The organism is Pantoea sp. AS-PWVM4, assembly GCF_000468095.1.
Taxonomy (GTDB): Bacteria; Pseudomonadota; Gammaproteobacteria; order Enterobacterales; family Enterobacteriaceae; genus Pantoea; species Pantoea phytobeneficialis.
In genome coordinates, this window is record NZ_ASZC01000011.1 from 162,528 (window position 1) to 185,043 (window position 22,516).

Consider the following 22,516-nt stretch of genomic DNA (forward strand, 5'->3'; position numbering starts at 1 on the left):
ATTTCCGTCGCGGCGCGATTTATCGCGCCGCGACGGGTGGATTCATCGCGCAATCCATTAATGCGCCATCGTTTGCAGCGTTTCGCTGCGAATCGACTCAGTTATCTCCGCCTTCAGCGTCATAAATTCCGGTGAGGTTTTGATGGTGTAATCCCGTCCACTGTTAAAGTTCACCGCCACTTCCTGCTTGATGCGACCCGGCCTGGCACTGAAAATCGCCACTTTGTTCGCCATAAAAATCGCCTCGTCGATATCGTGGGTAACAAACAGTACCGTCTTACGCGACTGCTCCCACACCGATAACAACAGTTCCTGCATCATCACGCGCGTCTGATTATCCAGCGCACCGAACGGCTCATCCATCAACAACACTTTGGGATCGTTCGCCAACGCGCGGGCAATGGCGGTACGCTGCTGCATCCCGCCCGATAGCTGGCGCGGATAGTGCTGTGCAAAACCGCGCAGACCCACCTGCTGGATATAGTAATCGCTGCGTTCTTTCTGCTGCGCCGTGCTTAAGCCCCGCTCACGCAGGCCGAAGCGAATGTTCTCCTCCACCGTCAGCCACGGGAACAACGTGTAGCTCTGGAACACCATGCCCCGGTCAGCGCCAGGGCCATCGACCGGTTGTCCATCCAGCCAGATCTCCCCGCGCGTGGGGGTATCCAGCCCGGCGATAATGCGCAGCAATGTTGATTTTCCACACCCCGATGGCCCAAGAATGGTAATGAAATCATTCTCTTCCACCTGATAATGAATCGGTTGCAGCGCCTGGGTTTGTTCGCCTTTCGGCCCGGTAAAGACGCGCTCCACTCCGCGTACATTCAGCTTGCTGTGCTTCATCACAGGTTACTCCATGCAAACAAGCGCCGGTTGGCGACTTTGAACAGATAATCCGACACCAGACCGATACAACCAATCACGATGATGCCAAAGATAATTTGCCCGGTATTCAACAGCGCCTGGCTGTCGACGATCATATGACCGATGCCGCTTTCCGAGCCGATCAGCTCCGCGACGATGACGTAAGTCCAGGCCCAGCCCAGTACCAGCCGCAACAGCTCCGCAATGCCTGGAGCGGCGCCAGGGATCAACACCCGACACACGATCGAGCGATTGCTACACCCCAGCGTGTAGGCCGCTTCGACCAGATCACGCCGCGCGCTGCTGACAGTGACCGCCACCATCAACACTATCTGGAAAAAGGAGCCGATAAAGATGACGAGGATCTTTTGCATCTCACCAATACCGGCCCACAGGATCAGCAGCGGCACAAACGCCGAAGCTGGCAGATAACGGCAGAAGGAGACAAAAGGTTCGAGAAAGGCTTCCCACATTTTGTACGCGCCCATCATGATGCCGAGCGGCACACCAATCAGCGCCGCCAGCAGGAATCCGGCCAGTACACGCATCACCGTCATACCGATATCCAGTGAGAAATTATATTCGGTGAACAGCGATACGCCCTGCTCCAGCATGGTGATCGGATCGGCCAGGAAGGTAGGCGAAACCATGCCACTGAAGGTCACCAGCGCCCACACCGCGACAAACAGCACAAAGAATCCCACGCCGAGGCCAATTCTCAGCCGGGTTGAGATCGCTTTCAACGGCACCATCAGCGGATTGTGCCAGCGACGTGGCGCATCCGGCAGTGCCTCGGGTGGCGTTACGGGTTGGCTTTTACTCATCTCCATCTCCTGTCTCCCTGATTACTGCACGAAGCTGGCGTCGTACAGGCTTTTCACGTCCGGCATTTTCTTGATCACTCCGGCACGCAACAGCAGCTTGCCCGCTTCATCGCTAAAGCTTTCGATCTCACCGTTAAAGAATTTTTTGTTCTCTTCCGGGCCTGCCCAACGCAGGTAGCTGGCAGATTCGGCAAACTCTTTACCGCTGGATTTCACCGCCGCACCCATGATTTCGTTCGATTTATCTGGCTGTTGCTTGATCATCTCCAGCGCATCGTAGTAGCTCGCCACCAGCGCTTTGGCTGCCTGTGGATGCTCTTTCAGGAAAGTTGGCGTGCAGCCGAGGGTATCCATCACCATCGGGTAGTCGAGGGTAGTGGCAAGGATTTTGCCGGATTTCGGTTGATTACGGATCACCGACAGATAAGGTTCATAGGTCACCGCCGCATCGTTTTGCCCGGCCGCGAATGACTGGGCCGCGGCCTGCGGTGCCATAGTCGCCAGATGGACGTCTTTCATCGTCAGGCCGTTTTTATCCAGCATCCACGCCAGCAAGAAGTAGGGTGACGTGCCCGGCGCATCAACCGCAATGGTTTTGCCTTTCAGGTCTTTGATGCTGGTGATGTCGCTACGGGTTGCCAGACCATCAGCGCCGTAGGATTTATCCAGCTGGACGATCTGTTTAATCGGCACACCGGCTGCATTCCACGAAATATAGGTTTCTACCGTGGTTGCCGCGCACTGAATGGTACCCGATGCCACCGCCAGATGACGGCTGCTTTGCGGGATCATTTTTACATCAACATCAAGGCCATGTTTTTTGAAGATTCCGGCTTTGTCGGCCAGGGTCAGAGGCGCAAATCCGGTCCAGCCGGAAATACCGATTGCCACTTTAGTGTCGGCTGCCTGGGCGCTCAGCACGCCTCCTAACATCACTGCTACGGTTAACGCACGAACTGCATGTTGCACTGGCTTACCCATCTTCCACTCCTGTCAAAAAGGTGATGAAAAACAACAGTTGTATAGGCTTATCTATACAAGCAAAGCAATGGCTGTGCCAGGAAGGAGATTGAGTCTGTGCGGTGGCGCACGCGGATGATCCGAAAATGCGCTGCACCGTCACAGAGCAAGTTTGCAAACGTAACAACCACTTTGGTGCAGCTATACTCGCCACATCTCAGTCAAAGAAGGAATGCCGTATGACGGTCAAATTGCGTCCGCTGGAGCGGGAAGATCTGCACTTTGTGCACCAGTTAGATAACAACGCCAGCGTGATGCGTTACTGGTTCGAGGAGCCGTATGAGGCCTTTGTTGAGCTTTCGGACCTGTACAACAAACATATTCATGATCAGACCGAACGCCGTTTCGTGGTTGAGCATGATGGACAAAAAGCCGGGCTGGTGGAGTTGGTCGAGATTAATCACGTCCATCGTCGCGCTGAGTTTCAGATCATTATCGATCCGGCGCATCAGGGCAAAGGTCTGGCAAGCCAGGCGGCGAAGCTGGCGATGGATTACGGATTTTCGGTGTTGAATCTCTACAAGCTCTACCTGATTGTCGATCAGGAGAATGAGAAGGCCATCCACATCTACACCAAGCTGGGATTTGAGGTGGAAGGGGTGCTGAAACACGAGTTTTTTATCAACGGCGCCTACCGCAACACCATCCGTATGTGCATCTTTCAGCAACAGTACCTGGCGCAGCATAAAACGCCGGGGGCGATGGTGAAACCAACCGCCCAGTAACGGCGCGATTTATCGCGCCGCTACGGTTCTTGCGTACCATTAACCGCGCGCGCCAACTGGGTTCAGGAAAGGTTTAGGGTTGGCTGGCTTCAGGTCATACATGCCACCGTAGAAGGGATCGACCAGCAGCCAGCCAGGGAAACCAAGCAACGGAATATTACCCAGCAGATACCATAAATTGGCGCTGCCCTCGATCGGCATCGTCACCGGCACATAGCCCGGTCTTTCCAGCATCACCTGATAATGTTTCTTGCCAAAATAACGACCGGTGGATTTCGCCAGCTCAACGTTTTGCGGCGTAAAGCCCTGCGCCACGGCATGGCCGGTCTCATCCTGCACGGTAAAACGCGCGCCTTGTGGCACGGAGTCAATTCGTACCGATTGCGTTTCGGTGCCAACAATGGTCGCACAGCCGCTTAACAGTAGCGCGCAGGCAGGAAGGAGATGTCGCAGGTTCATCGCAGGTCCGCTTCAGAGTCAGAAGGGACAGTCTAAACTGCCCTCCCGCCCTTTTCACTCGCCTCAATCGCGCTATCAGTGGCGCTTTTCTGCGCTTTATTGCGGTTGACAACAGGCGGCAATCGCCGCGATATCCTGTGGCGTGGTGCGACAGCAACCGCCAATCAGGCGTGCACCAGCCTGTTGCCATTCGGGGAATTTGTCGTGCAACGTGCAACCCGACGGGGCCGAATGCCAGGTTTTACTGGTGGCATCGTACTGTTCGCCGGAATTGGGATAAACCAGCAACGGTTTGTCGCACAGCGCCTGCAAGGTGCGCAGCGCGGGCGTGACGCTCTCCAGCGCAACGCAGTTGATTCCCACCGCCACCACCTGTGGAGCCGCGTTGAGCAACGCCGCAACCTCGTTCAGCGGGGTGCCATCGCTGATATGATTTGCGTCACGCAGCGTAAAGGAAAACCAGGCACTGCTGTCCGGGAACTCCGCCAGCAGGCTGACCAGCGCCTGCGCTTCGGCAAATGATGGCAAGGTTTCACACGCCAGCAGATCCACACCCGCTTCAAGCAAGGCGGCAACGCGCGGGCGATGGAAGGCTTTCATTTCAGCCTCTGGCAGCGCGTAATCACCACGATATTCCGCGCCATTGGCGAGAAAAGCTCCGTAGGGACCAACCGAACCGGCCACCAGCAGCGGTGCTGCCGTGCCTGATGCTGCGCGATAATCATCACGCGCCCGTTGTGCCAACGCGGCACTTTGCTGAATCAGCGTACGAGACTGAGCTTCATCCAGGCCACGTTGCGCGAAGCCCTGCGGTGTGGCCTGATAGCTGGCGGTAATGGCGCAATGGGCGCCTGCGGCGAAGTAGTCGTAGTGCACCTGATAGATCAGTTCAGGATTTTCCATCAACACCTTCGCCGACCAAAGCGTATCAGCCAGATTACAGCCTCGCGCTTCCAGTTCGGTTGCCAGTGCACCATCAAGAATCAGGGTATCGGTTTGAGATAGCGCCTGCGCTACCGGGTTACGCCACATCGTTGGCCTCCTCAGCCTTCAGAGATGATTTACGTCGTTGCGTGACATGGTATGCGGCATAGCAGAAGAGAACAAACGGAATCCCGCACCACAAGGCAATCCGCTGTGACGGGTCGAAAGCCAGCCCAACACATGCCAACAGGCACAGCAGAAAGCCGAGAATCGGCGTCAGTGGGTAAAGTGGCGCTCGATACACCAGATCTTTCAGCGAACCGCCCTGCTGCACATGATGGCGACGGAACATAAAGTGAGATGCGCAGATACTGAGCCACACGGCCACCACGGCAAAACCGGAGATGGCTGACAACGCAACGAAAACGGTATCGGGGGCAATCACGCTGGAGAATAACGCCAGCAGGCCGCCAATCATGCTGATGGTAATCGCCAGCACCGGGATGCCACGACGATTCACGCGGGCAAAGCAGCGCGGCAAGGTGTTTTCATTGGCCAGTGACCACAGCATACGGCCCGAGGCGTACAAGCCGGAATTTGCGGCCGACAGGATGGCGGTGAGAATCACGAAGTTGAAGATATCCGCCGCCCAGGGAATGCCAATCTTCTCGAATACCAACACAAACGGGCTTTTCACGATCCCCGCCTGATCCATCGGGATCAACGCGGCCAGTACCAGCACGGTGCCGATAAAGAACACAATCAGACGAGCGACCGTGGTGCGGATCGCCAGCGGCAGGGCTTTTTGCGGCTGTTCGGTTTCACCGGCGGCAATGCCAATCAGTTCGGTGCCTGAGAAGGCAAAGTTGACGGCGACCATCGTCATCAGAATCGGCAGCGTGCCATGCGGCAGCCAGCCGGATGCGGTGAGGTTATGCAAGCCAGGTGCAGCACTGCCATCCTTCATCGGGATAAAACCAAACATCGCCCCGGCACCGAGAATGATAAAGGCGACAATGGTGATGACCTTGATAATCGAGAACCAGAACTCGCCTTCGGCAAAGAAGCGCGTTGAGACAATATTCAGCAAATAGATGGCGACGCAGAACACCAGGCACCAGACCCAAACCGGGATGCTCGGGAACCAGTACTGCATACAGAACCCGGCAGCGGTCAGGCTGGAGCCGAGGGCCACCGTCCAGGTCAGCCAGTAGAGCCAGGCCACGGTATAACCGGTGGCCGGACTCAAATAGCGCGCGGCATAGACATGGAAAGCACCGGTTTCCGGCATGGCAACGGCCAACTCGCCGAGGCATACCATCACCAGCCACACCACCAGCGCACCAATCAGATACGCCAGCAGCGTACCGGCGGCACCGGTGGTGGAGATGATATAACCGGTATTAAAAAACAGACCTGTGCCGATCACACCGCCGAGCGACAGCATCACCAGATGCCGTACTTTCATGGTGCGCTTAAAGTTTTCCTGCGAAGGATTTTGCTCGCTTTGCATTATTTTTATCCATATGGACGTCTAAACATCTACATGGACACAGGGTTATACGCGCCAGCGCGTCGAAATGCAACGTGGCAAAAGGTAAGGATTTTGTTGGAAGGGTGCGGCCCCGCGATGGCGGGGCGCAGCGTCAGCCGCCGAAGACACCTTGCAGATAGCGCTCCAGCGCAATACGCGAACTAAAGCCGTGCGGGATACCGTAATGTTCCTGGTTATCGCCTGCCAGATAGAGAGGAAACTGCGTATAGTGATCGCAGGTTTTCATTTCTGATGCCGGTTCAGCAAAGTTCAGACTTTTCTCTTTCAGCGTGGGATGAATGATCAGGGCCGTACGCCCCATGCGGGCTTCACGGTTGACGTAGACATAATTGTCGCCACGACGATAACCATAGATTTTGGGCGTAAGGGTATCCATTTCGAACCCTGCTTTTTCCAGTACGCGCGCTACCTCATCTGGTCGTAAATACATGCTTGCTCCTCTCTTCTTAGCCTCGCAACCTTACAACAGCCGTGCTGCACAAGGCATTCGGAATTTTCCATAAAGCCAGGTTAAAACCTGCCATCACTGGCAACTCGTCTGCATTAAGTATTACGTTTTAATTTAAAGGGAGCGAAAAATGTTTAGCCAGATTGGCAAAATGTTCCCATCGCTGCCGCAAATTAACGGAGCTCGCTTGAGCCACCGTAGATGCACTGCAAATAGCGCTTCAGAGATGCACGCGAGGTAAAGCCGTGAGCGATACCGTAATGCTCCTCCGTTTCGCCCGCCAGATAGAGCGGAAACTGCGTGTAGTGATCGCAGGTTTTCATCTCTAAAGCCGGTTCAGCGAAGCCCAGGCTGCGTTCTCTCAGCGTAGGGTGAATGACGAGTGCGGTGCGCCCCATGCGCGCTTCGCGGTTGACGTAGACATAGTCCTCGCCACGGCGATAACCAAAAATTTTGGTGGTAAGGGTATCCACTTCGAAACCTACCTTTTCCAGTACGCTCGCTACCTCATCCGGTCGTAAATACATGATTGTTCCTCTGTTATAAAAGTCGCGCAACTTTACACAGCGGGGAAAAACGGGACATCCGGAATTGTCCCGAAAGTCAGGAGAAAATCTGCGTTTGATCGCGATTCGTCTACACTAAGTCTTACGTTTTAAAGTAAAGGGAGCGAAAAATGTTTAACCGAACCAGTAAAAACGAGGCCTCTGATATCAATCAGGATGTGAACGAGCTGGCTGATTCGCTGGAAGCATTGCTGAAATCGTACGGCAGCGAAGCCAAAGATGAAGTGGAAAACGCACGCAGTAAAGCACAATCGCTGCTGAAACAGACGCGCGCGAAACTGAACGGTAACAACCGGGTTTCCCAGGCCGCGCGTGACGCGAGTTACCAGGTTGATGCGTATGTACATGATAAACCCTGGCACGGTGTCGGCATTGGTGCCGCGGTCGGTCTGGTGATTGGTGCGCTGCTGGTCTCGCGCCGCTAATCTACATTGTAATCCCGTAGCGGCGCGATTTATTGCGCGATAAATCGCGCCGCTACGGTCCGTTTATTGTTCAAATTTGCAGCAACGCTTGCCTTAATCACCCCGCCCTCACCCTTCACAAAAATTTTTTTTGCTCGCAAAGGCGCATGATCCCTGGTCTTAGGCCAATTCTGAGGCTTCAAATCACAAACCCATATATATAGTGGGCTTGACCACAACAAACACTACATCTAGTATTTGCTTCATCAGTTCACTACCAGATGTCGGCAAGGATGAGGCTCGCAGCAAAAGGATTTTTTGCTTCGTATCTCGCATCCTGACCATACCAAGAGGGAAATACGAATCATGCGCATTATTATTTACACCAAGAACAATTGTGTCCAGTGCAATGCAACAAAAAATGCCATGGACCGTAATGGCATCGATTACCAACTGATTAACCTCGATGCTCAGCCTGAAGCTATCGACAACCTCAAATCCCTTGGCTATCGCCAGGTGCCGGTGGTGATGACTCACGATGATCACTGGAGCGGCTTCCGTCCCGATAAAATCGCCAGCCTGCGCCAGCTCGCTGCTGTCGGGGGATAAGGCGATGTTTCCACTGGTGTACTTTTCCAGCCAGTCGGAAAACACGCACCGATTTATCACACGTCTGGGCCTGCCTGCACGACGGATACCCATCGACAGCACGCAGCGCCTGCATATCGACCAGCCCTACATTCTGGTGGTGCCGAGCTATGGCGGCGGCAGTGCCAGAGGGGCGGTGCCCGGACAAGTGATCCAATTCCTCAATGATGAAGCTAACCGAGGCGGTATCCGCGGGGTGATTGCTGCCGGCAACCGCAACTTCGGAGCGGGATTCTGCCTGGCGGGCGACATCATTGCGCAGAAATGTCAGGTTCCCTATCTCTACCGCTTTGAGTTGATGGGAACCCCCGACGATATCGCTAATGTAAAAGCGGGAGTGACCCAATTTTGGCAACGACAGACACCCTCAACGGCGCAGGACTTGACTACCACGCCCTGAACGCGATGCTGAACCTGTATGACGCCGATGGCCGCATCCAGTTCGATAAAGACCACGAAGCCACGCATCAGTTTTTCCTGCAACATGTTGCGCCCAATACCGTGCCTTTCGCCTCTGCGGCGGAACGCCTGCGCTATCTGGTGGCTGAAGGCTACTACGAAGCTGAGGTACTGAATCAGTACGATTTCGCCTTCCTGTGCCAGCTGCACGACGAAGCCGATGCCTGGGGTTTCCGTTTTCATACCTTCCTGGGGGCGTGGAAGTTCTACACCAGCTACACGCTGAAAACCTTTGACGGCAAGCGTTACCTCGAAACCTTTGAACAGCGCGCCTGCATGGTGGCGCTGACGCTGGCACGCGGTAACGAATCCCTGGCGCGCGAACTGCTGGCAGAGATGCTGAGCGGTCGCTTCCAGCCTGCAACGCCCACCTTCCTGAACTGCGGTAAACAGCAACGCGGTGAGTTGGTTTCCTGCTTCCTGCTTCGTATCGAAGACAATATGGAATCGATTGGCCGTGCGGTGAACTCCGCATTGCAGCTCTCCAAACGTGGCGGCGGCGTGGCATTTTTGCTGTCGAACCTGCGTGAGTCCGGCGCACCGATCAAGCGTATCGAGAACCAATCTTCCGGCGTGATTCCGGTTATGAAGATGCTGGAAGATGCGTTTTCTTACGCAAACCAACTGGGAGCACGTCAGGGTGCGGGCGCGGTGTGGCTGAATGCCCATCACCCGGATATCCTGCGTTTCCTCGATACCAAGCGTGAGAACGCCGACGAGAAAATTCGTATCAAAACGCTGTCCCTCGGCGTGGTGATCCCGGACGTCACTTTCCGTCTGGCAAAAGAAAATCGTGAGATGGCGCTGTTTTCGCCATATGACGTGGAACGCATCTACGGTAAGGCGTTTGGCGACATCAGCATCAGCGAACATTACGATGAGATGCTGGCCGACGACCGCATTCGCAAAACCTTTATTCAGCCGCGTGATTTCTTCCAGACGCTGGCGGAGATTCAGTTCGAATCCGGCTATCCCTACATCATGTATGAGGACAGCGTCAACCGCAGCAACCCGATTGCCGGCCGCATCAATATGAGCAATCTGTGCTCGGAGATTTTGCAGGTCAACAGCGCCAGCGAGTTCCATGACGACCTGAGTTATCGCCGTGTCGGCAAAGATATCTCCTGTAACCTCGGTTCGCTCAACATCGCGCATGCGATGGATTCACGCAATCTGGCGCAGACCGTGGAAGTCGCGGTGCGAGCCCTGACTGCCGTGTCGGATATGAGCGAGATTAACTCGGTGCCTTCGGTGGCAGAAGGCAACCGCCGTTCACACGCGATTGGTCTTGGTCAGATGAACCTGCATGGCTATCTGGCGCGCGAAGGCATGGCTTACGGTTCACAAGAGGCGCTGGATTTCACCAATCTCTATTTTTACTGTGTCACTTATCATGCGGTGCGCACCTCTAACCTGCTGGCACAGGAGCGTAAACAGAGTTTTGATGGTTTCGCACAATCCACCTATGCCAGCGGCGCGTACTTCGACAAGTACACCGAACGGGCCTGGCAACCGCGTACTGCACGGGTAGCGCAACTGTTTGCTGATGCTGGCATTGCCCTGCCCAGCCAGGCTGACTGGCTGGCGTTGCGTGAAGCGGTGATGACGCACGGTCTGTATAACCAGAATCTCCAGGCGATTCCGCCCACCGGTTCGATCTCATACATCAACCACGCGACCTCCAGCATTCACCCGATCGTGTCGCGGATTGAGATTCGCAAAGAGGGCAAAACCGGCCGTGTTTACTATCCAGCCCCGTTTATGACCAATGACAATCTGGATTTCTATCAGGATGCCTACCAGATTGGCCCGGAAGCGATTATTGATACCTACGCCGAAGCGACCCAACACGTCGACCAGGGACTGTCTCTGACGCTGTTCTTCCGTGATGACGTCACTACGCGTGATATCAACAAAGCGCAGATCTACGCGTGGAAGAAAGGCATCAAAACGCTTTATTACATTCGACTGCGCCAGATGGCGCTTCAAGGCACCGAGGTGCAGGGCTGCGTCTCCTGCGCGCTGTGATGAAAACTATGCGACTAAATCAAATTCAAGCGATTAACTGGAACCGTATCCAGGACGAGAAAGATCTCGAAGTGTGGAACCGCCTGACCAGCAACTTCTGGCTGCCGGAAAAAGTGCCGTTGTCCAACGACCTGCCCGCCTGGCAGACACTGGATAAACAGCAGCAACAGCTGACCATCCGCGTGTTCACCGGACTGACGCTGCTCGATACCATTCAGAACGTGATTGGCGCACCGGGGCTGATGGAGGATGCGCTGACACCGCATGAAGAAGCGGTGCTGTCCAACGTCAGCTTTATGGAAGCGGTTCACGCCCGCTCCTATAGCTCGATTTTCTCCACCCTGTGTAACACGGCGGATGTTGATGCCGCTTATCGCTGGAGTGAAGAGAATGAGGCGCTGCAAAATAAAGCGAAAATCGTGCTGGAGCATTATCGCGCAGATGACCCGCTGAAGAAGAAAATTGCCAGCGTGTTCCTCGAATCGTTCCTGTTCTATTCCGGCTTCTGGCTGCCGATGTATTGGTCAAGCCGTGGCAAGCTGACCAATACGGCGGATTTGATTCGTCTGATTATTCGCGATGAAGCGGTGCACGGTTATTACATCGGTTATAAGTACCAGAAAGCGCTGGAAAATGTCGATGATGCACGCCGTGAAGAGTTGCAGCAATTCGCCATCGAGCTGCTGCTGGCGCTGTACGAAAACGAGGTTGTTTATACCGAAGCGCTGTATGCCGATGTGGGTTGGGCGGAAGAAGTGAAAACCTTCCTGCACTATAACGCCAACAAAGCGCTGATGAACCTCGGTTACGAAGCGCTGTTTCCGGCGGAACTCACGGCAGTGAACCCGGCGATTCTTTCTGCCTTGTCGCCAAATGCTGATGAAAATCACGACTTTTTCTCCGGTTCCGGCTCCTCCTATGTGATGGGCAAAGCGGTCGAAACAGAAGACGAAGACTGGAACTTTTAATCGCTTCATATCGGGCTGGCCTCAGCCCGATATTTCCTCTGTTCACTGCTGGTTATTTCCCCGTTATTTCGCCTCTACATCGTCATCAGGCTGTCATTTTTTCTTCCTTGCAATGGTCCATATATCGCCTGGTAAAGCGCGATTTATCGCCGCTCAGATAAATAAAACCGCCAGAAGCACAGAAATTCAGCCTGAATTTGAGAAAAAATTGATCCTTGCTTATCCCTTGTGAGCACTGGAAATTCTCGCCATTCTCTCCATCACCGCCAGCCAAATATCACCCTTAAGGGTTGTCAGATAATCTCATTATGTTACGGTATAGGCCGCTTAATTTTAACCAGGACCACAACAAGAAATAGCGAAACATCAATTAACCAGGAATTTAATTACTGCATGGCAATTAAACTCGAAGTAAAGAATTTATATAAGATATTTGGTGATCACCCGGAAAGGGCATTTAAACATATTGAACGCGGTGAGGGTAAAGAGGCAATTCTGGCGAAAACCGGACTCTCTCTCGGCGTAAAAGATGCCAGTCTGGCCATTGAAGAAGGCGAGATCTTCGTCATCATGGGGCTTTCAGGTTCAGGTAAGTCCACCATGGTTCGCCTTCTCAATCGTCTGATCGAGCCGACACGCGGCCAGGTGATTATTGATGGTGTCGATATTGCCAAAATATCCGACGCTGAACTGCGCGAAGTGCGCAGAAATAAGATCAGCATGGTATTCCAGTCATTTGCTCTGATGCCACATCTGACGGTATTAAATAATACCGCCTTCGGCATGGAATTAGCGGGCGTAGCATTGCAGGAGCGTCAGGAAAAAGCGCTGGAAGCATTGCGTCAGGTCGGACTGGAGAATTATGCCCATGCATACCCGGATGAACTTTCCGGTGGTATGCGTCAGCGCGTCGGATTAGCCCGTGCGCTGGCAATTAATCCCGATATTTTGTTGATGGACGAAGCCTTCTCGGCACTTGATCCGCTTATTCGTACTGAAATGCAGGATGAGTTGGTAAAATTGCAGGCAAAACATCAACGTACCATTGTCTTTATTTCCCACGATCTCGATGAAGCGATGCGTATTGGCGATCGCATTGCCATTATGCAGGGCGGTGAAGTGGTCCAGGTCGGCACGCCGGATGAAATATTGAATAATCCGGCCAACGATTATGTGCGAACCTTCTTCCGTGGCGTCGATATCAGCCATGTGTTCAGCGCCAAAGATATTGCGCGACGCAGCGCGGGTGCGCTGATCCGTAAAGCGGCGGGTCTTGGCCCACGCTCTGCGATCAAGTTGTTGCAGGATGAAGATCGCGATTTTGGTTATGTACTGGAAAAACAGAAATTTGTTGGCGTGGTTTCAACCGATTCGCTGAAAGCGGCCCTGGCCGCAGGCGAGGGTCTGGACAATGCGCTGCTGGATATTCCGGCGGTTCCGGCGGACACCTCACTGAATGATCTGCTCTCCCATGTGGCGCAGGCACCTTGTGCCGTACCGGTGGTAGGTGAAGAAAATCAGTATGTTGGTGTGATATCGAAAAGCACGCTGCTGCGCGCTTTAGACCGTGAAGGAGCCTGATAATGAGTGAACAAAATAGCAATCCGTGGGATAGCACCAGTCAGACTACGCAGGCGGCCTCTCCCGACAGTAGCGCAGCCGATCCCTGGTCAACCGGGACCAGCGCACCGGCAAGCCCTGGCACGCATGAAGCCGCCAGCAACGCCGCCAGCAACAGCGACTGGTTAAGCAGCGCACCTGCGCCGCAGCCGGAACATTTCAATATTATGGATCCGTTCCATAAGACGCTGATCCCGCTCGACAGCTGGGTAACTCACGGCATCGACTGGGTGGTAAACCACTTCCGTCCGGTGTTCCAGGGCATCCGTGTGCCGGTGGATTATATCCTCAGTGCCTTCCAGCAACTGCTGCTGGGTATGCCTGCGCCGGTCGCGCTGGTGGTGTTCGCGCTGATCGCCTGGCAGATCGCCAGCCCGGCAATGGGTATCGCGACCCTGATTTCGCTGGTGTTGATTGGCGCAATTGGTGCCTGGTCACAAGCGATGGTGACGCTGGCGCTGGTGCTCACCGCCCTGTTGTTCTGCATCATTATCGGTCTGCCGCTCGGCATCTGGCTGGCACGCAGCGAACGCGCGGCGCGCATCATCCGACCGCTGCTGGATGCGATGCAAACCACACCAGCCTTCGTCTATCTGGTGCCGATTGTCATGCTGTTCGGCATCGGTAACGTGCCGGGCGTAGTGGTGACCATTATCTTTGCCTTGCCGCCGATTGTGCGTCTGACGATTCTCGGCATTAAACAGGTTCCGGCAGATTTGATCGAAGCCAGTGAATCCTTTGGTGCCAGCCCGCGTCAGATGTTGTTTAAAGTGCAACTGCCACTGGCGATGCCGACCATTATGGCTGGCGTTAACCAGACGCTGATGCTGGCGCTATCGATGGTGGTGATCGCCTCGATGATCGCCGTCGGTGGTCTTGGCCAGATGGTGCTGCGCGGTATCGGTCGCCTCGATATGGGCCTCGCCACCGTGGGCGGTGTGGGTATCGTGATCCTCGCCATTATTCTTGATCGTCTGACCCAATCGGTGGGTCGCGACAGCCGCAGCCGTGGCAATCGCCACTGGTACAGCAGTGGCCCGGTTGGCCTGCTGATGCGCCCTTTCAGTAAAAAGCCCTGATTCATTTGGGCGGCCCACTGTAGCCGCCCGTCTCCGACGCCACACGTAAAATAAGGAATGACTATGCGCAAGACAGCCCTATTCGCTGCCGTCCTGACGACATTCGCCGTGACGCATGTGTCCGCCGCCGACCTGCCGGGTAAAGGCATCACCGTTAAACCGGTGCAGAGCACCATCTCAGAAGAAACGTTTCAGACGCTGCTGGTGAGCCGCGCGCTGGAAAAACTGGGTTATACCGTCGATAAACCCAGCGAAGTGGACTACAACGTTGGCTACACCACCATTGCCGAAGGCGATGCCACCTTTACCGCCGTCAACTGGCAGCCGCTGCATGATGATATGTATAAAGCCGCCGGTGGCGACCAGAAGTTTTACCGCGAAGGGACTTATGTAACCGGTGCGGCACAGGGTTACCTGATCGACAAAAAAACAGCGGATCAGTACCACATCACCAACTTTGCCCAGTTGAAAGATCCTAAGCTGGCGAAGCTGTTTGATACTAACGGCGACGGCAAAGCTGACCTGACCGGTTGCACCCCAGGCTGGGGCTGCGAGGCCGTGATTAACCATCAGATTGACGCTTACGGTCTGAGCAAAACGGTGGAGCACAACCAGGGAAATTACTCGGCAATGATTGCCGACACCATCACTCGCTTTAAGCAGGGTAAGCCGATCCTGTACTACACCTGGACCCCCTACTGGGTGAGCGACGTGCTGAAGCCGGGTAAAGATGTGGTGTGGTTGCAGGTGCCGTTCTCATCGCTGCCGGGCGAGCAGAAAAATGTCGATACCAAGCTGGCGAACGGTGCCAACTACGGCTTCCCGGTGAATACCATGCATATCGTTGCCAACAAAGCCTGGGCTGAGAAAAACCCGGCGGCGGCGAAACTGTTTGCCGAGATGAAACTGCCAATCACCGACATCAATGCGGAAAATGCTGCCATGCATGCCGGTCAGTCTTCTGAAGACGATATCAACCGTCACGTTGATGGCTGGATCAAAGGTCATCAGGCCGAGTTTGATAAGTGGGTGCAGGACGCACTGGCTGCGGCGAAGTAAATATCACCGGGCCCACATACTGCACACCTCCTTCTCCCGCTTGCGGGAGAAGGTCGGGATGAGGGCCATCAGCAGCTAAAGTCGCGCGATAAATCGCGCCGCTAAAGAGGGCGACCTGGTTTTCCCAATCGATTCGGACGCTATAGCGTACTGGTACGTCCTGTTAATTAACACAACAATGAAATAGTTTTTTGGGTTACTATTAACCCATTATGATTATTTGCCTGCTCATGACGCTATGAATGCTTCCCATCAGGGCCTCAGTTCTGCCCTGGTCGCGCTGATGTCGGTCGCGACTGGCCTTGCCGTCGCCAGCAACTACTATGTCCAGCCGCTGCTGGATACCATCGCCCACCAGTTTAATCTCTCCGTCAGCCTCGCCGGCTTTATCGTCACCACCGCCCAACTCGGTTATGCCTGTGGCCTGCTGCTGCTGGTACCACTCGGCGATATGCTGGAACGGCGCGGCCTGATTGTTTCCATGAGCCTGCTCGCGGCCGGTGGCATGATGATCACCGCGCTCTCCTCTTCCCTGCCGTTAATGCTGCTGGGCACGGTGGTGACCGGGCTGTTTTCTGTTGTGGCACAAATTCTGGTGCCTCTCGCAGCCACCCTCGCAGCGCCAGAGAAACGCGGCAAAGTAGTAGGAACGGTAATGAGCGGTTTATTGCTCGGTATCCTGCTGGCACGAACCGCCGCCGGTGCGCTGGCGCAACTGGGTGGCTGGCGCAGCGTTTACTGGACCGCCAGCGTGTTGATGATCCTGATGGCACTGGCGCTGTGGCGTTATCTGCCGCGCTATAAGCAGGATGTCCCACTTAATTACCCGCAGTTGTTACGCTCCATCTTCAGCCTGTATGCCGGTAACCGGGTAATACGTACCCGCGCGTTAACCGGCTGCCTCTCCTTCGCCAATTTCAGCATGCTCTGGACCTCCATGGCGTTCCTGCTATCAGCGCAACCTTATGGTTTTAATGAAGGGGAGATTGGCCTGCTGGGTCTGGTGGGTGCCGCAGGGGCACTGGCGGCACGTCAGGCCGGTAGTCTGGCGGATAAAGGGAAAGCCAAACTGACCACCAGCACCGGCTTGTTGATTATGTTAGCAGCGTGGGGGGTAACCGCGCTGGGGGCACACCATTTGCTGGCACTGATTATCGGTATTTTGCTGCTCGACTTAGCGGTGCAGGCAGTACATATCACCAACCAAAGCGTGATTTATCGTCATAAACCAGAGGCGCGCAACCGCCTGAATGCCGGCTATATGACCAGTTATTTTATCGGTGGTGCGCTGGGTTCAATCATCTCGGCGAACGCATTTCATCACGCAGGCTGGTATGGCGTTTGTGGAGCCGGTGTGCTGTTCACCACAATTAACCTGTTGATTTGGTGGCGCAATGCGCGCTTCGAAAGTGTTTAGAAAACGTAAAGACCGGACCTAATCGATGAGCAATACTGTTCATCAATGATTGGGTTTGTTATGGTTAGCCAGAGAGTTATTCATCATGGTTATTTTTTCTCGCGAAATTATTCAACTGTAAAAAGATTTCGCGAGGCGAATTGATAGCATCCAATGCCTGCGCATCCGTAGCCTTGGATCGGGCAACACGCCCAGGGTCAGGGAATGACCTGGAATCGCCGGGTGCTGACAGTGTGATCGTGCTAACAATCACTGGCGGGAATTATGACTACGCTTAATCTGTCACCACCATTACTATACCAGTTGCAACTAGTGAGGTTTTTTTAGAATGGAAAGTTCGTTTACTCCCATAGAGCAGATGCTAAACATCCGTGCTACTCGCCATAAAGATTTTCCATTGCAGGAGATCATCCTGACGCGTCTGTGCATGCATATGCAGGGCAAACTGCTGGATAATCGCAACAAAATGTTGAAGGCGCAGGGAATTAACGAAACCTTATTCATGGCGCTGATCACCCTCGATGCGCAGGAAAATCAGAGCATCCAGCCTTCTGAACTGAGTTCTGCCCTCGGATCTTCCCGTACCAACGCCACGCGTATTGCTGATGAGCTGGAAAAACGCGGCTGGATTGAGCGTCGTGAAAGTGACAACGACCGTCGCTGCCTGCATCTGCATCTGACTGAGAAAGGTAACGAATTTTTACGCCAGCTGCTGCCACCGCAGCACCAGAGCCTGCAATATCTTTGGTCGTCGCTCTCCTCAGACGAGCAAGGACAGCTGGAAGCGATTACCCGTAAGCTGCTTAACCGCCTCGACAAAATGGATGAAGAGCAACTCATCGCCTCCCTGTCACGCTAATAGCAAGAAGTGCGACACAATCACCTGTCGAAACCGATATTTTAATCCCCTTTTTATCCGGCCAGCGTCACAAGCGCTGGCTTTTTTCGACTCGGGACCCCGTGTTGATGGATGAACACATCCCGAAAAAATGGAAAACGTGGAGAATAACATGAGTGCGACAGCGGCAGATCAAAGCCCGCAACAGCCAGCAAATAAAAAGAAAAAGCGCAAAGGTGCGCTTATCCTGCTGGCTATCGTGTTTGTCATTATTGGTATTGCCTATCTGGCTTACTGGTTCCTGGTGCTGCGTCATTTCCAGGAAACCGACGATGCTTATGTCTCAGGTAATCAGGTGCAGGTGATGGCGCAGGTGTCTGGCAGCGTCAATAAAGTGTGGTTTGATGACACCGACTTCGTGAAGAAAGGTGACGTGCTGGTATCACTCGATAAAACCGATGCAGAACAGGCGTTTGAAAAAGCGCAGACTGCACTGGCTACCAGCGTACGTCAGACGCATCAGTTGATGATCAATGGCAAGCAGGATCAGGCCACCATCAAGTTGCAACAAACGGCGCTGGAGCAGGCCGAGGCAGACCTGAAGCGTCGTGAGCCGCTGGGTGCCGCCAACCTGATTGGCCGTGAGGAACTGCAACACGCGCGCGACGCCGTGGCTACCGCCAAAGCACAACTCGACGTGGCAGTGCAGCAGTACAACGCGAATCAGGCGATGATCCTCAACACCTCACTGGAAAACCAGCCGGCGGTGAAACAGGCCGCCGCTGAACTGCGCGATGCCTGGCTGGCACTGCAACGTACCGAGATCCGCAGCCCGATGGATGGCTATGTCTCCCGTCGTAGCGTGCAGGTTGGCTCGCAAATCTCCACCAGCACGCCACTGCTGGCAGTGGTGCCTGCCACCAATTTGTGGATAGATGCGAACTTCAAAGAAACCCAACTGGCAGACGTGCGCATTGGCCAACCGGCGACGGTCGTCAGTGATATCTACGGTGATGATGTGGTGTATCAAGGCAAGGTGGTAGGTCTGGATATGGGCACCGGTAGCGCCTTCTCCCTGCTGCCGGCACAGAACGCCACCGGTAACTGGATCAAAGTGGTTCAGCGTCTGCCGGTACGTATCGAGCTGGATGCGAAAGAAGTAGCAGAACATCCGCTGCGTATCGGCCTGTCAACGCTGGTCAAAGTGGATACCTCCAATAAGGATGGCGCAACACTTGCCAGCAGCGTCCGTAGCCAGGCCGCTTATGAAAGCGATGCGCTGGCCATTGACCTGACGCCAGTAAACCAGATGATTACTGACATCGTTCGTGCCAACGCCGGCTGATAACGCGGGAGGCTGTTATGGCACAAAAACCGCTTGAAGGCGCGCCGTTAGTCCTGATGACCATCGCCCTGTCGCTGGCGACGTTTATGCAGGTACTCGACTCGACGATTGCCAACGTGGCGATTCCCACCATCGCCGGGAACCTGGGTGCCTCTAACTCCCAGGGCACCTGGGTGATCACCTCTTTCGGGGTGGCAAACGCCATCTCGATTCCGATTACCGGTTGGCTGGCGAAACGCGTCGGTGAAGTGAAGCTGTTTACCTGGGCGACAATCCTGTTCGCCCTCGCCTCCTTTGCCTGTGGTGTCTCCGAAAGTCTGTCGATGCTGATTTTCTTTCGTGTCATCCAGGGGGTGGTGGCTGGGCCCCTGATTCCGCTGTCGCAGAGTTTGTTGCTGAACAACTACCCCCCCGCAAAACGCAGCGTGGCGCTGTCGTTGTGGGCAATGACGGTGATCGTGGCACCGATCTGCGGACCGATTCTCGGTGGCTGGATTAGCGATAACTATCACTGGGGCTGGATCTTCTTCATCAACGTGCCGATTGGCGTGGTGGTGGTGATGCTGACGCTACAAACCTTGCGCGGTCGGGAAACACAAACGGCCAGCCGCCCGATTGACATGGTCGGTCTGGTGCTACTGGTGGTGGGTATTGGTTGCTTGCAGGTCATGCTGGACCGTGGCCGAGAACTGGATTGGTTTAGTTCCACTGAAATCATCACGTTAACCGTTGTCGCGGTCGTAGCCCTGGCGGTGCTACTGGTATGGGAACTGACGGATGACCATCCGATTGTCGATCTTTCGCTATTTAAATCGCGCAATTTCACCATCGGGTGTTTGTCGATAAGCCTTGCCTATATGCTCTACTTCGGCTCAATTGTTTTGCTGCCGCAGCTATTGCAGGAAGTGTATGGCTATACCGCAACCTGGGCCGGGCTGGCTTCCGCGCCGGTGGGGATTATTCCGGTAATCCTGTCGCCGATCATTGGTCGCTTTGCTCATAAGCTGGATATGCGCCGTCTGGTGACCTTCAGCTTTATTATGTATGCGGTGTGCTTCTATTGGCGCGCGTATACCTTTGAGCCGGGGATGGATTTTGGTGCGTCGGCGTGGCCGCAGTTTATTCAGGGCTTCGCGGTGGCATGCTTCTTTATGCCGCTGACCACCATTACGCTGTCGGGCTTGCCACCAGAACGCATGGCGGCGGCATCCAGTCTGTCGAACTTTGTGCGTACACTGGCTGGCTCCATCGGGACGTCGATTACTACCACCATGTGGACCGATCGCGAATCAATGCATCACAGCTATTTGTCGGAATCGGTGAATCCGTATAACGCCAATTCGCAGCAGATGTACGATCAGTTGGAAAGTCTTGGCATGACCCATCAGCAGGCATCAGCGTATATCGCACAGCAGATCACCAACCAGGGGCTGATTATCTCTGCCAACGAGATTTTCTGGGCCTCGGCCGGGGTGTTTCTTATTCTGTTGGTGCTGATTTGGTTCGCACGTCCACCTTTTGGGGCGGGCGGTGGCGGCGGTGGTGCACACTAAGCCAAAAAAAACGGGCCATAATGGCCCGTTTTTTTATGCGTTCTGTCGCCACCATTCGGCAAGCAGGATGCCGGTTGCTACCGACACGTTGAGACTTTCTACGTTGCCGGTACCGCCAATCGACAGGCTCATGTCACCCTGTTGGAAAGCGCTGTCGGACAGCCCTTCACGCTCCTGGCCCAGCACCAGCACCATTTTGGCTGGCAGCTCAGCTTTTGCCAGCGGCGTACCTTCATGGCTGGAGGTCGTGACGATGGTGTAGCCTGCTTTGCGGAAGGCTTCCAGACCGGCGGAGAAGTTTTCACCGCTGATTGCCTGGACGTGCTCCGCGCCACCTTCTGCGGTACGCACTGCGGCACCCGATTCCAGCAGTGACGCATCATTCACCAGCAGTCCCTTAACACCAAAGTGGGCGCAGCTACGCATGATGCCGCCGAGGTTATGCGGGTTGCTGACATCTTCCAGTGCCAGTACGCAATCTTTGGCTTCGGCCTGGCTTAACCACTCAGATACCGCCATCCCCATGCGTTTTTTAATGATGAAACACACGCCGCCGTGATGTTCAGTTCCTGACGCTTTCGCCAGCTCGGCATCATCCACCACATGGTAGGCTTTGCGGTTGGCGGCGAGCCAGCGCAATGTTTCACGGAAACGCGGCGTCACGCTCTGGACAAACCAGGCGCGGACGATGCTTTCGGGACGGCTCTGGAACAACGCCTGGCAGGCATTTTCCCCGTAAACACGCGTCTCTTCCTGACGCTGGCGACGAATCTGCTCCGGGTCGATAGCAGGCTTGCTGACACTACCCTCTTCCAGCGCGTTGTTTTCAGCTACCGGTGGGCGTGAAACGGTGCGCCACGGTGAATCCTCGAAGCTACGTGCTTTGCGATTATCATCGCCGCGATCGCTGCGGCGACCCGCACCGCGACCGCCTTCTTCATTATTACGTCCAGTGCGGGGGCCAGAACGACGATTCTCTTCCTGGCGCGCAGCAGGACGGCCGCCTTTGCCGGTACGGGGGTTTGGCGCACGCGAGCCTTTCTGGCCCTCATCCTCACCACGTACATACATCACTTTGACCTTGCCGCTTTTGCCTTTAATTTCGTCGTTCATCTGTTCCTCCAGCATTGAGAGCGCGAAGATTACCTGATGTGTCGGCGCTTAGCTATCAACTATTGAACCTATCGAGCAATCCAGATTGAGCATAGCATTCAACCCTTTCATAATGCTCGGCAATCATAAATATACAGATCCGGTTTGAGGTAACTATGAATACGGTATGTGCCTCCTGTCAGGCAACCAACCGCGTGCCCGAAGCACGCATTGCCGATGGAGCCAAATGTGGCCGCTGCGGCGGTGAGCTGTTTAACGGCGAAGTGGTGAGCGCGACTGCCGCGACGCTGGATAAATATTTGCAGGACGATTTGCCCGTGGTGGTCGATTTCTGGGCACCGTGGTGTGGACCTTGCGTCAACTTCGCACCGGTATTTAAAGATGTCGCCGATGAGCGGCGCGGCAAGGTGCGTTTTGTGAAGGTGAATACAGAAGCCGAACCAGCGCTGAGTTCACGTTTCCGTATTCGCAGCATTCCCACCATCATGTTGTTTAAGAATGGCGAGTTGGTCGACATGCTGAACGGCGCGATGCCAAAAGCACCGTTCAACGAATGGCTCGACGAGTCGCTGTGATCCCCTCCGTGGCCAGCCGGGCGCT

The 22,516-nt window shown here is 54.7% G+C and carries 23 protein-coding genes; 14 read left to right on the forward strand and 9 right to left on the reverse strand.

The features are described 5' to 3' along the window. Positions 1 to 57: 57 nt before the first annotated feature. The 3 genes from L579_RS11555 to L579_RS11565 are packed head-to-tail and all read right to left on the reverse strand — an operon-like array spanning position 58 to position 2,621. The gene (locus L579_RS11555; RefSeq protein WP_021184422.1) at positions 58 to 843 is read right to left on the reverse strand and encodes an ABC transporter ATP-binding protein; all 786 of its coding nucleotides are present in this window, start codon (positions 841 to 843) and stop codon (positions 58 to 60) included. Then, positions 843 to 1,688, reverse strand: a complete 846-nt coding sequence (locus L579_RS11560; protein WP_021184423.1) for an ABC transporter permease — start codon at positions 1,686 to 1,688, stop codon at positions 843 to 845. The genes L579_RS11555 and L579_RS11560 overlap by 1 nt, the downstream gene beginning before the upstream one ends. Positions 1,689 to 1,709: 21 nt before the next feature. After that, complete coding sequence (locus L579_RS11565; protein WP_235056588.1) at positions 1,710 to 2,621, reverse strand: ABC transporter substrate-binding protein; 912 nt, start codon at positions 2,619 to 2,621, stop codon at positions 1,710 to 1,712. Between the two features lie 266 nt (positions 2,622 to 2,887). On the opposite strand from L579_RS11565, the gene speG reads away from it, so the two are divergent. After that, positions 2,888 to 3,433, forward strand: a complete 546-nt coding sequence (gene speG / locus L579_RS11570; RefSeq protein ID WP_021184425.1) for a spermidine N1-acetyltransferase — start codon at positions 2,888 to 2,890, stop codon at positions 3,431 to 3,433. A 39-nt stretch (positions 3,434 to 3,472) separates the two neighbouring features. Here speG and L579_RS11575 read toward each other — a convergent pair whose 3' ends face one another. From L579_RS11575 to L579_RS11595, 5 genes are all read right to left on the reverse strand, one after another. Then, positions 3,473 to 3,892: a hypothetical protein gene (locus L579_RS11575; protein WP_021184426.1), complete on the reverse strand. Its 420-nt coding sequence runs from the start codon at positions 3,890 to 3,892 to the stop codon at positions 3,473 to 3,475. Positions 3,893 to 3,988: 96 nt separating this feature from the next. Continuing rightward, a complete protein-coding gene (gene mmuM, locus L579_RS11580; RefSeq protein ID WP_021184427.1) occupies positions 3,989 to 4,924 on the reverse strand; it encodes a homocysteine S-methyltransferase in 936 nt (311 codons plus the stop codon). Beyond that, the gene (mmuP, locus tag L579_RS11585) at positions 4,914 to 6,329 is read right to left on the reverse strand and encodes an S-methylmethionine permease (protein ID WP_021184428.1); all 1,416 of its coding nucleotides are present in this window, start codon (positions 6,327 to 6,329) and stop codon (positions 4,914 to 4,916) included. The genes mmuM and mmuP overlap by 11 nt, the downstream gene beginning before the upstream one ends. A 133-nt stretch (positions 6,330 to 6,462) precedes the next feature. Continuing rightward, positions 6,463 to 6,801, reverse strand: a complete 339-nt coding sequence (locus tag L579_RS11590) for a DUF2002 family protein (RefSeq protein WP_021184429.1) — start codon at positions 6,799 to 6,801, stop codon at positions 6,463 to 6,465. 191 nt (positions 6,802 to 6,992) lie between these two features. Continuing rightward, positions 6,993 to 7,346, reverse strand: a complete 354-nt coding sequence (locus L579_RS11595; protein ID WP_021184430.1) for a DUF2002 family protein — start codon at positions 7,344 to 7,346, stop codon at positions 6,993 to 6,995. A gap of 149 nt (positions 7,347 to 7,495) precedes the next feature. Between L579_RS11595 and L579_RS11600 the strand changes: the two genes are divergently transcribed. The 12 genes from L579_RS11600 to emrB all read left to right on the forward strand — a co-directional run bounded on the left by L579_RS11600 (position 7,496) and on the right by emrB (position 20,803). Then, positions 7,496 to 7,810: a DUF883 family protein gene (locus L579_RS11600; protein WP_021184431.1), complete on the forward strand. Its 315-nt coding sequence runs from the start codon at positions 7,496 to 7,498 to the stop codon at positions 7,808 to 7,810. A 345-nt stretch (positions 7,811 to 8,155) separates the two neighbouring features. Continuing rightward, positions 8,156 to 8,398 carry a redoxin NrdH gene (locus tag L579_RS11605; protein WP_021184432.1) on the forward strand — a complete coding sequence of 81 codons (243 nt, stop codon included), beginning with the start codon at positions 8,156 to 8,158 and terminating at the stop codon, positions 8,396 to 8,398. Between the two features lie 4 nt (positions 8,399 to 8,402). Continuing rightward, positions 8,403 to 8,837 carry a class Ib ribonucleoside-diphosphate reductase assembly flavoprotein NrdI gene (gene nrdI, locus L579_RS11610; protein WP_036626500.1) on the forward strand — a complete coding sequence of 145 codons (435 nt, stop codon included), beginning with the start codon at positions 8,403 to 8,405 and terminating at the stop codon, positions 8,835 to 8,837. After that, positions 8,786 to 10,924, forward strand: coding sequence for a class 1b ribonucleoside-diphosphate reductase subunit alpha (nrdE, locus tag L579_RS11615; RefSeq protein ID WP_071783582.1), 2,139 nt, complete (start codon positions 8,786 to 8,788; stop codon positions 10,922 to 10,924). The genes nrdI and nrdE overlap by 52 nt, the downstream gene beginning before the upstream one ends. Before the next feature lie 8 nt (positions 10,925 to 10,932). After that, a complete protein-coding gene (gene nrdF / locus L579_RS11620) occupies positions 10,933 to 11,892 on the forward strand; it encodes a class 1b ribonucleoside-diphosphate reductase subunit beta (protein ID WP_021184435.1) in 960 nt (319 codons plus the stop codon). Between the two features lie 393 nt (positions 11,893 to 12,285). Then, on the forward strand, positions 12,286 to 13,473 hold the full coding sequence (gene proV, locus L579_RS11625) for a glycine betaine/L-proline ABC transporter ATP-binding protein ProV (RefSeq protein ID WP_021184437.1): 1,188 nt from the start codon (positions 12,286 to 12,288) through the stop codon (positions 13,471 to 13,473). 2 nt (positions 13,474 to 13,475) lie between these two features. Beyond that, positions 13,476 to 14,591, forward strand: coding sequence for a glycine betaine/L-proline ABC transporter permease ProW (gene proW / locus L579_RS11630; RefSeq protein ID WP_021184438.1), 1,116 nt, complete (start codon positions 13,476 to 13,478; stop codon positions 14,589 to 14,591). 63 nt (positions 14,592 to 14,654) lie between these two features. Beyond that, a complete protein-coding gene (gene proX, locus L579_RS11635) occupies positions 14,655 to 15,650 on the forward strand; it encodes a glycine betaine/L-proline ABC transporter substrate-binding protein ProX (protein ID WP_021184439.1) in 996 nt (331 codons plus the stop codon). Between the two features lie 238 nt (positions 15,651 to 15,888). Beyond that, the gene (locus L579_RS11640) at positions 15,889 to 17,067 is read left to right on the forward strand and encodes an MFS transporter (RefSeq protein WP_021184440.1); all 1,179 of its coding nucleotides are present in this window, start codon (positions 15,889 to 15,891) and stop codon (positions 17,065 to 17,067) included. A gap of 328 nt (positions 17,068 to 17,395) precedes the next feature. Continuing rightward, on the forward strand, positions 17,396 to 17,926 hold the full coding sequence (gene mprA, locus L579_RS11645; protein ID WP_013510181.1) for a transcriptional repressor MprA: 531 nt from the start codon (positions 17,396 to 17,398) through the stop codon (positions 17,924 to 17,926). Positions 17,927 to 18,077: 151 nt separating this feature from the next. Then, positions 18,078 to 19,250, forward strand: a complete 1,173-nt coding sequence (gene emrA, locus L579_RS11650) for a multidrug efflux MFS transporter periplasmic adaptor subunit EmrA (RefSeq protein WP_021184441.1) — start codon at positions 18,078 to 18,080, stop codon at positions 19,248 to 19,250. Positions 19,251 to 19,267: 17 nt separating this feature from the next. After that, positions 19,268 to 20,803, forward strand: a complete 1,536-nt coding sequence (emrB, locus tag L579_RS11655; protein ID WP_021184442.1) for a multidrug efflux MFS transporter permease subunit EmrB — start codon at positions 19,268 to 19,270, stop codon at positions 20,801 to 20,803. Positions 20,804 to 20,836: 33 nt separating this feature from the next. Here the strand turns inward: emrB and L579_RS11660 are convergent, their stop codons facing one another. Next, on the reverse strand, positions 20,837 to 21,916 hold the full coding sequence (locus tag L579_RS11660; protein ID WP_021184443.1) for a tRNA/rRNA methyltransferase: 1,080 nt from the start codon (positions 21,914 to 21,916) through the stop codon (positions 20,837 to 20,839). Between the two features lie 155 nt (positions 21,917 to 22,071). Here L579_RS11660 and trxC point away from each other — a divergent pair, with 155 nt between their 5' ends. Beyond that, positions 22,072 to 22,491, forward strand: a complete 420-nt coding sequence (gene trxC, locus L579_RS11665; RefSeq protein ID WP_036626502.1) for a thioredoxin TrxC — start codon at positions 22,072 to 22,074, stop codon at positions 22,489 to 22,491. Positions 22,492 to 22,516: the final 25 nt, after the last annotated feature.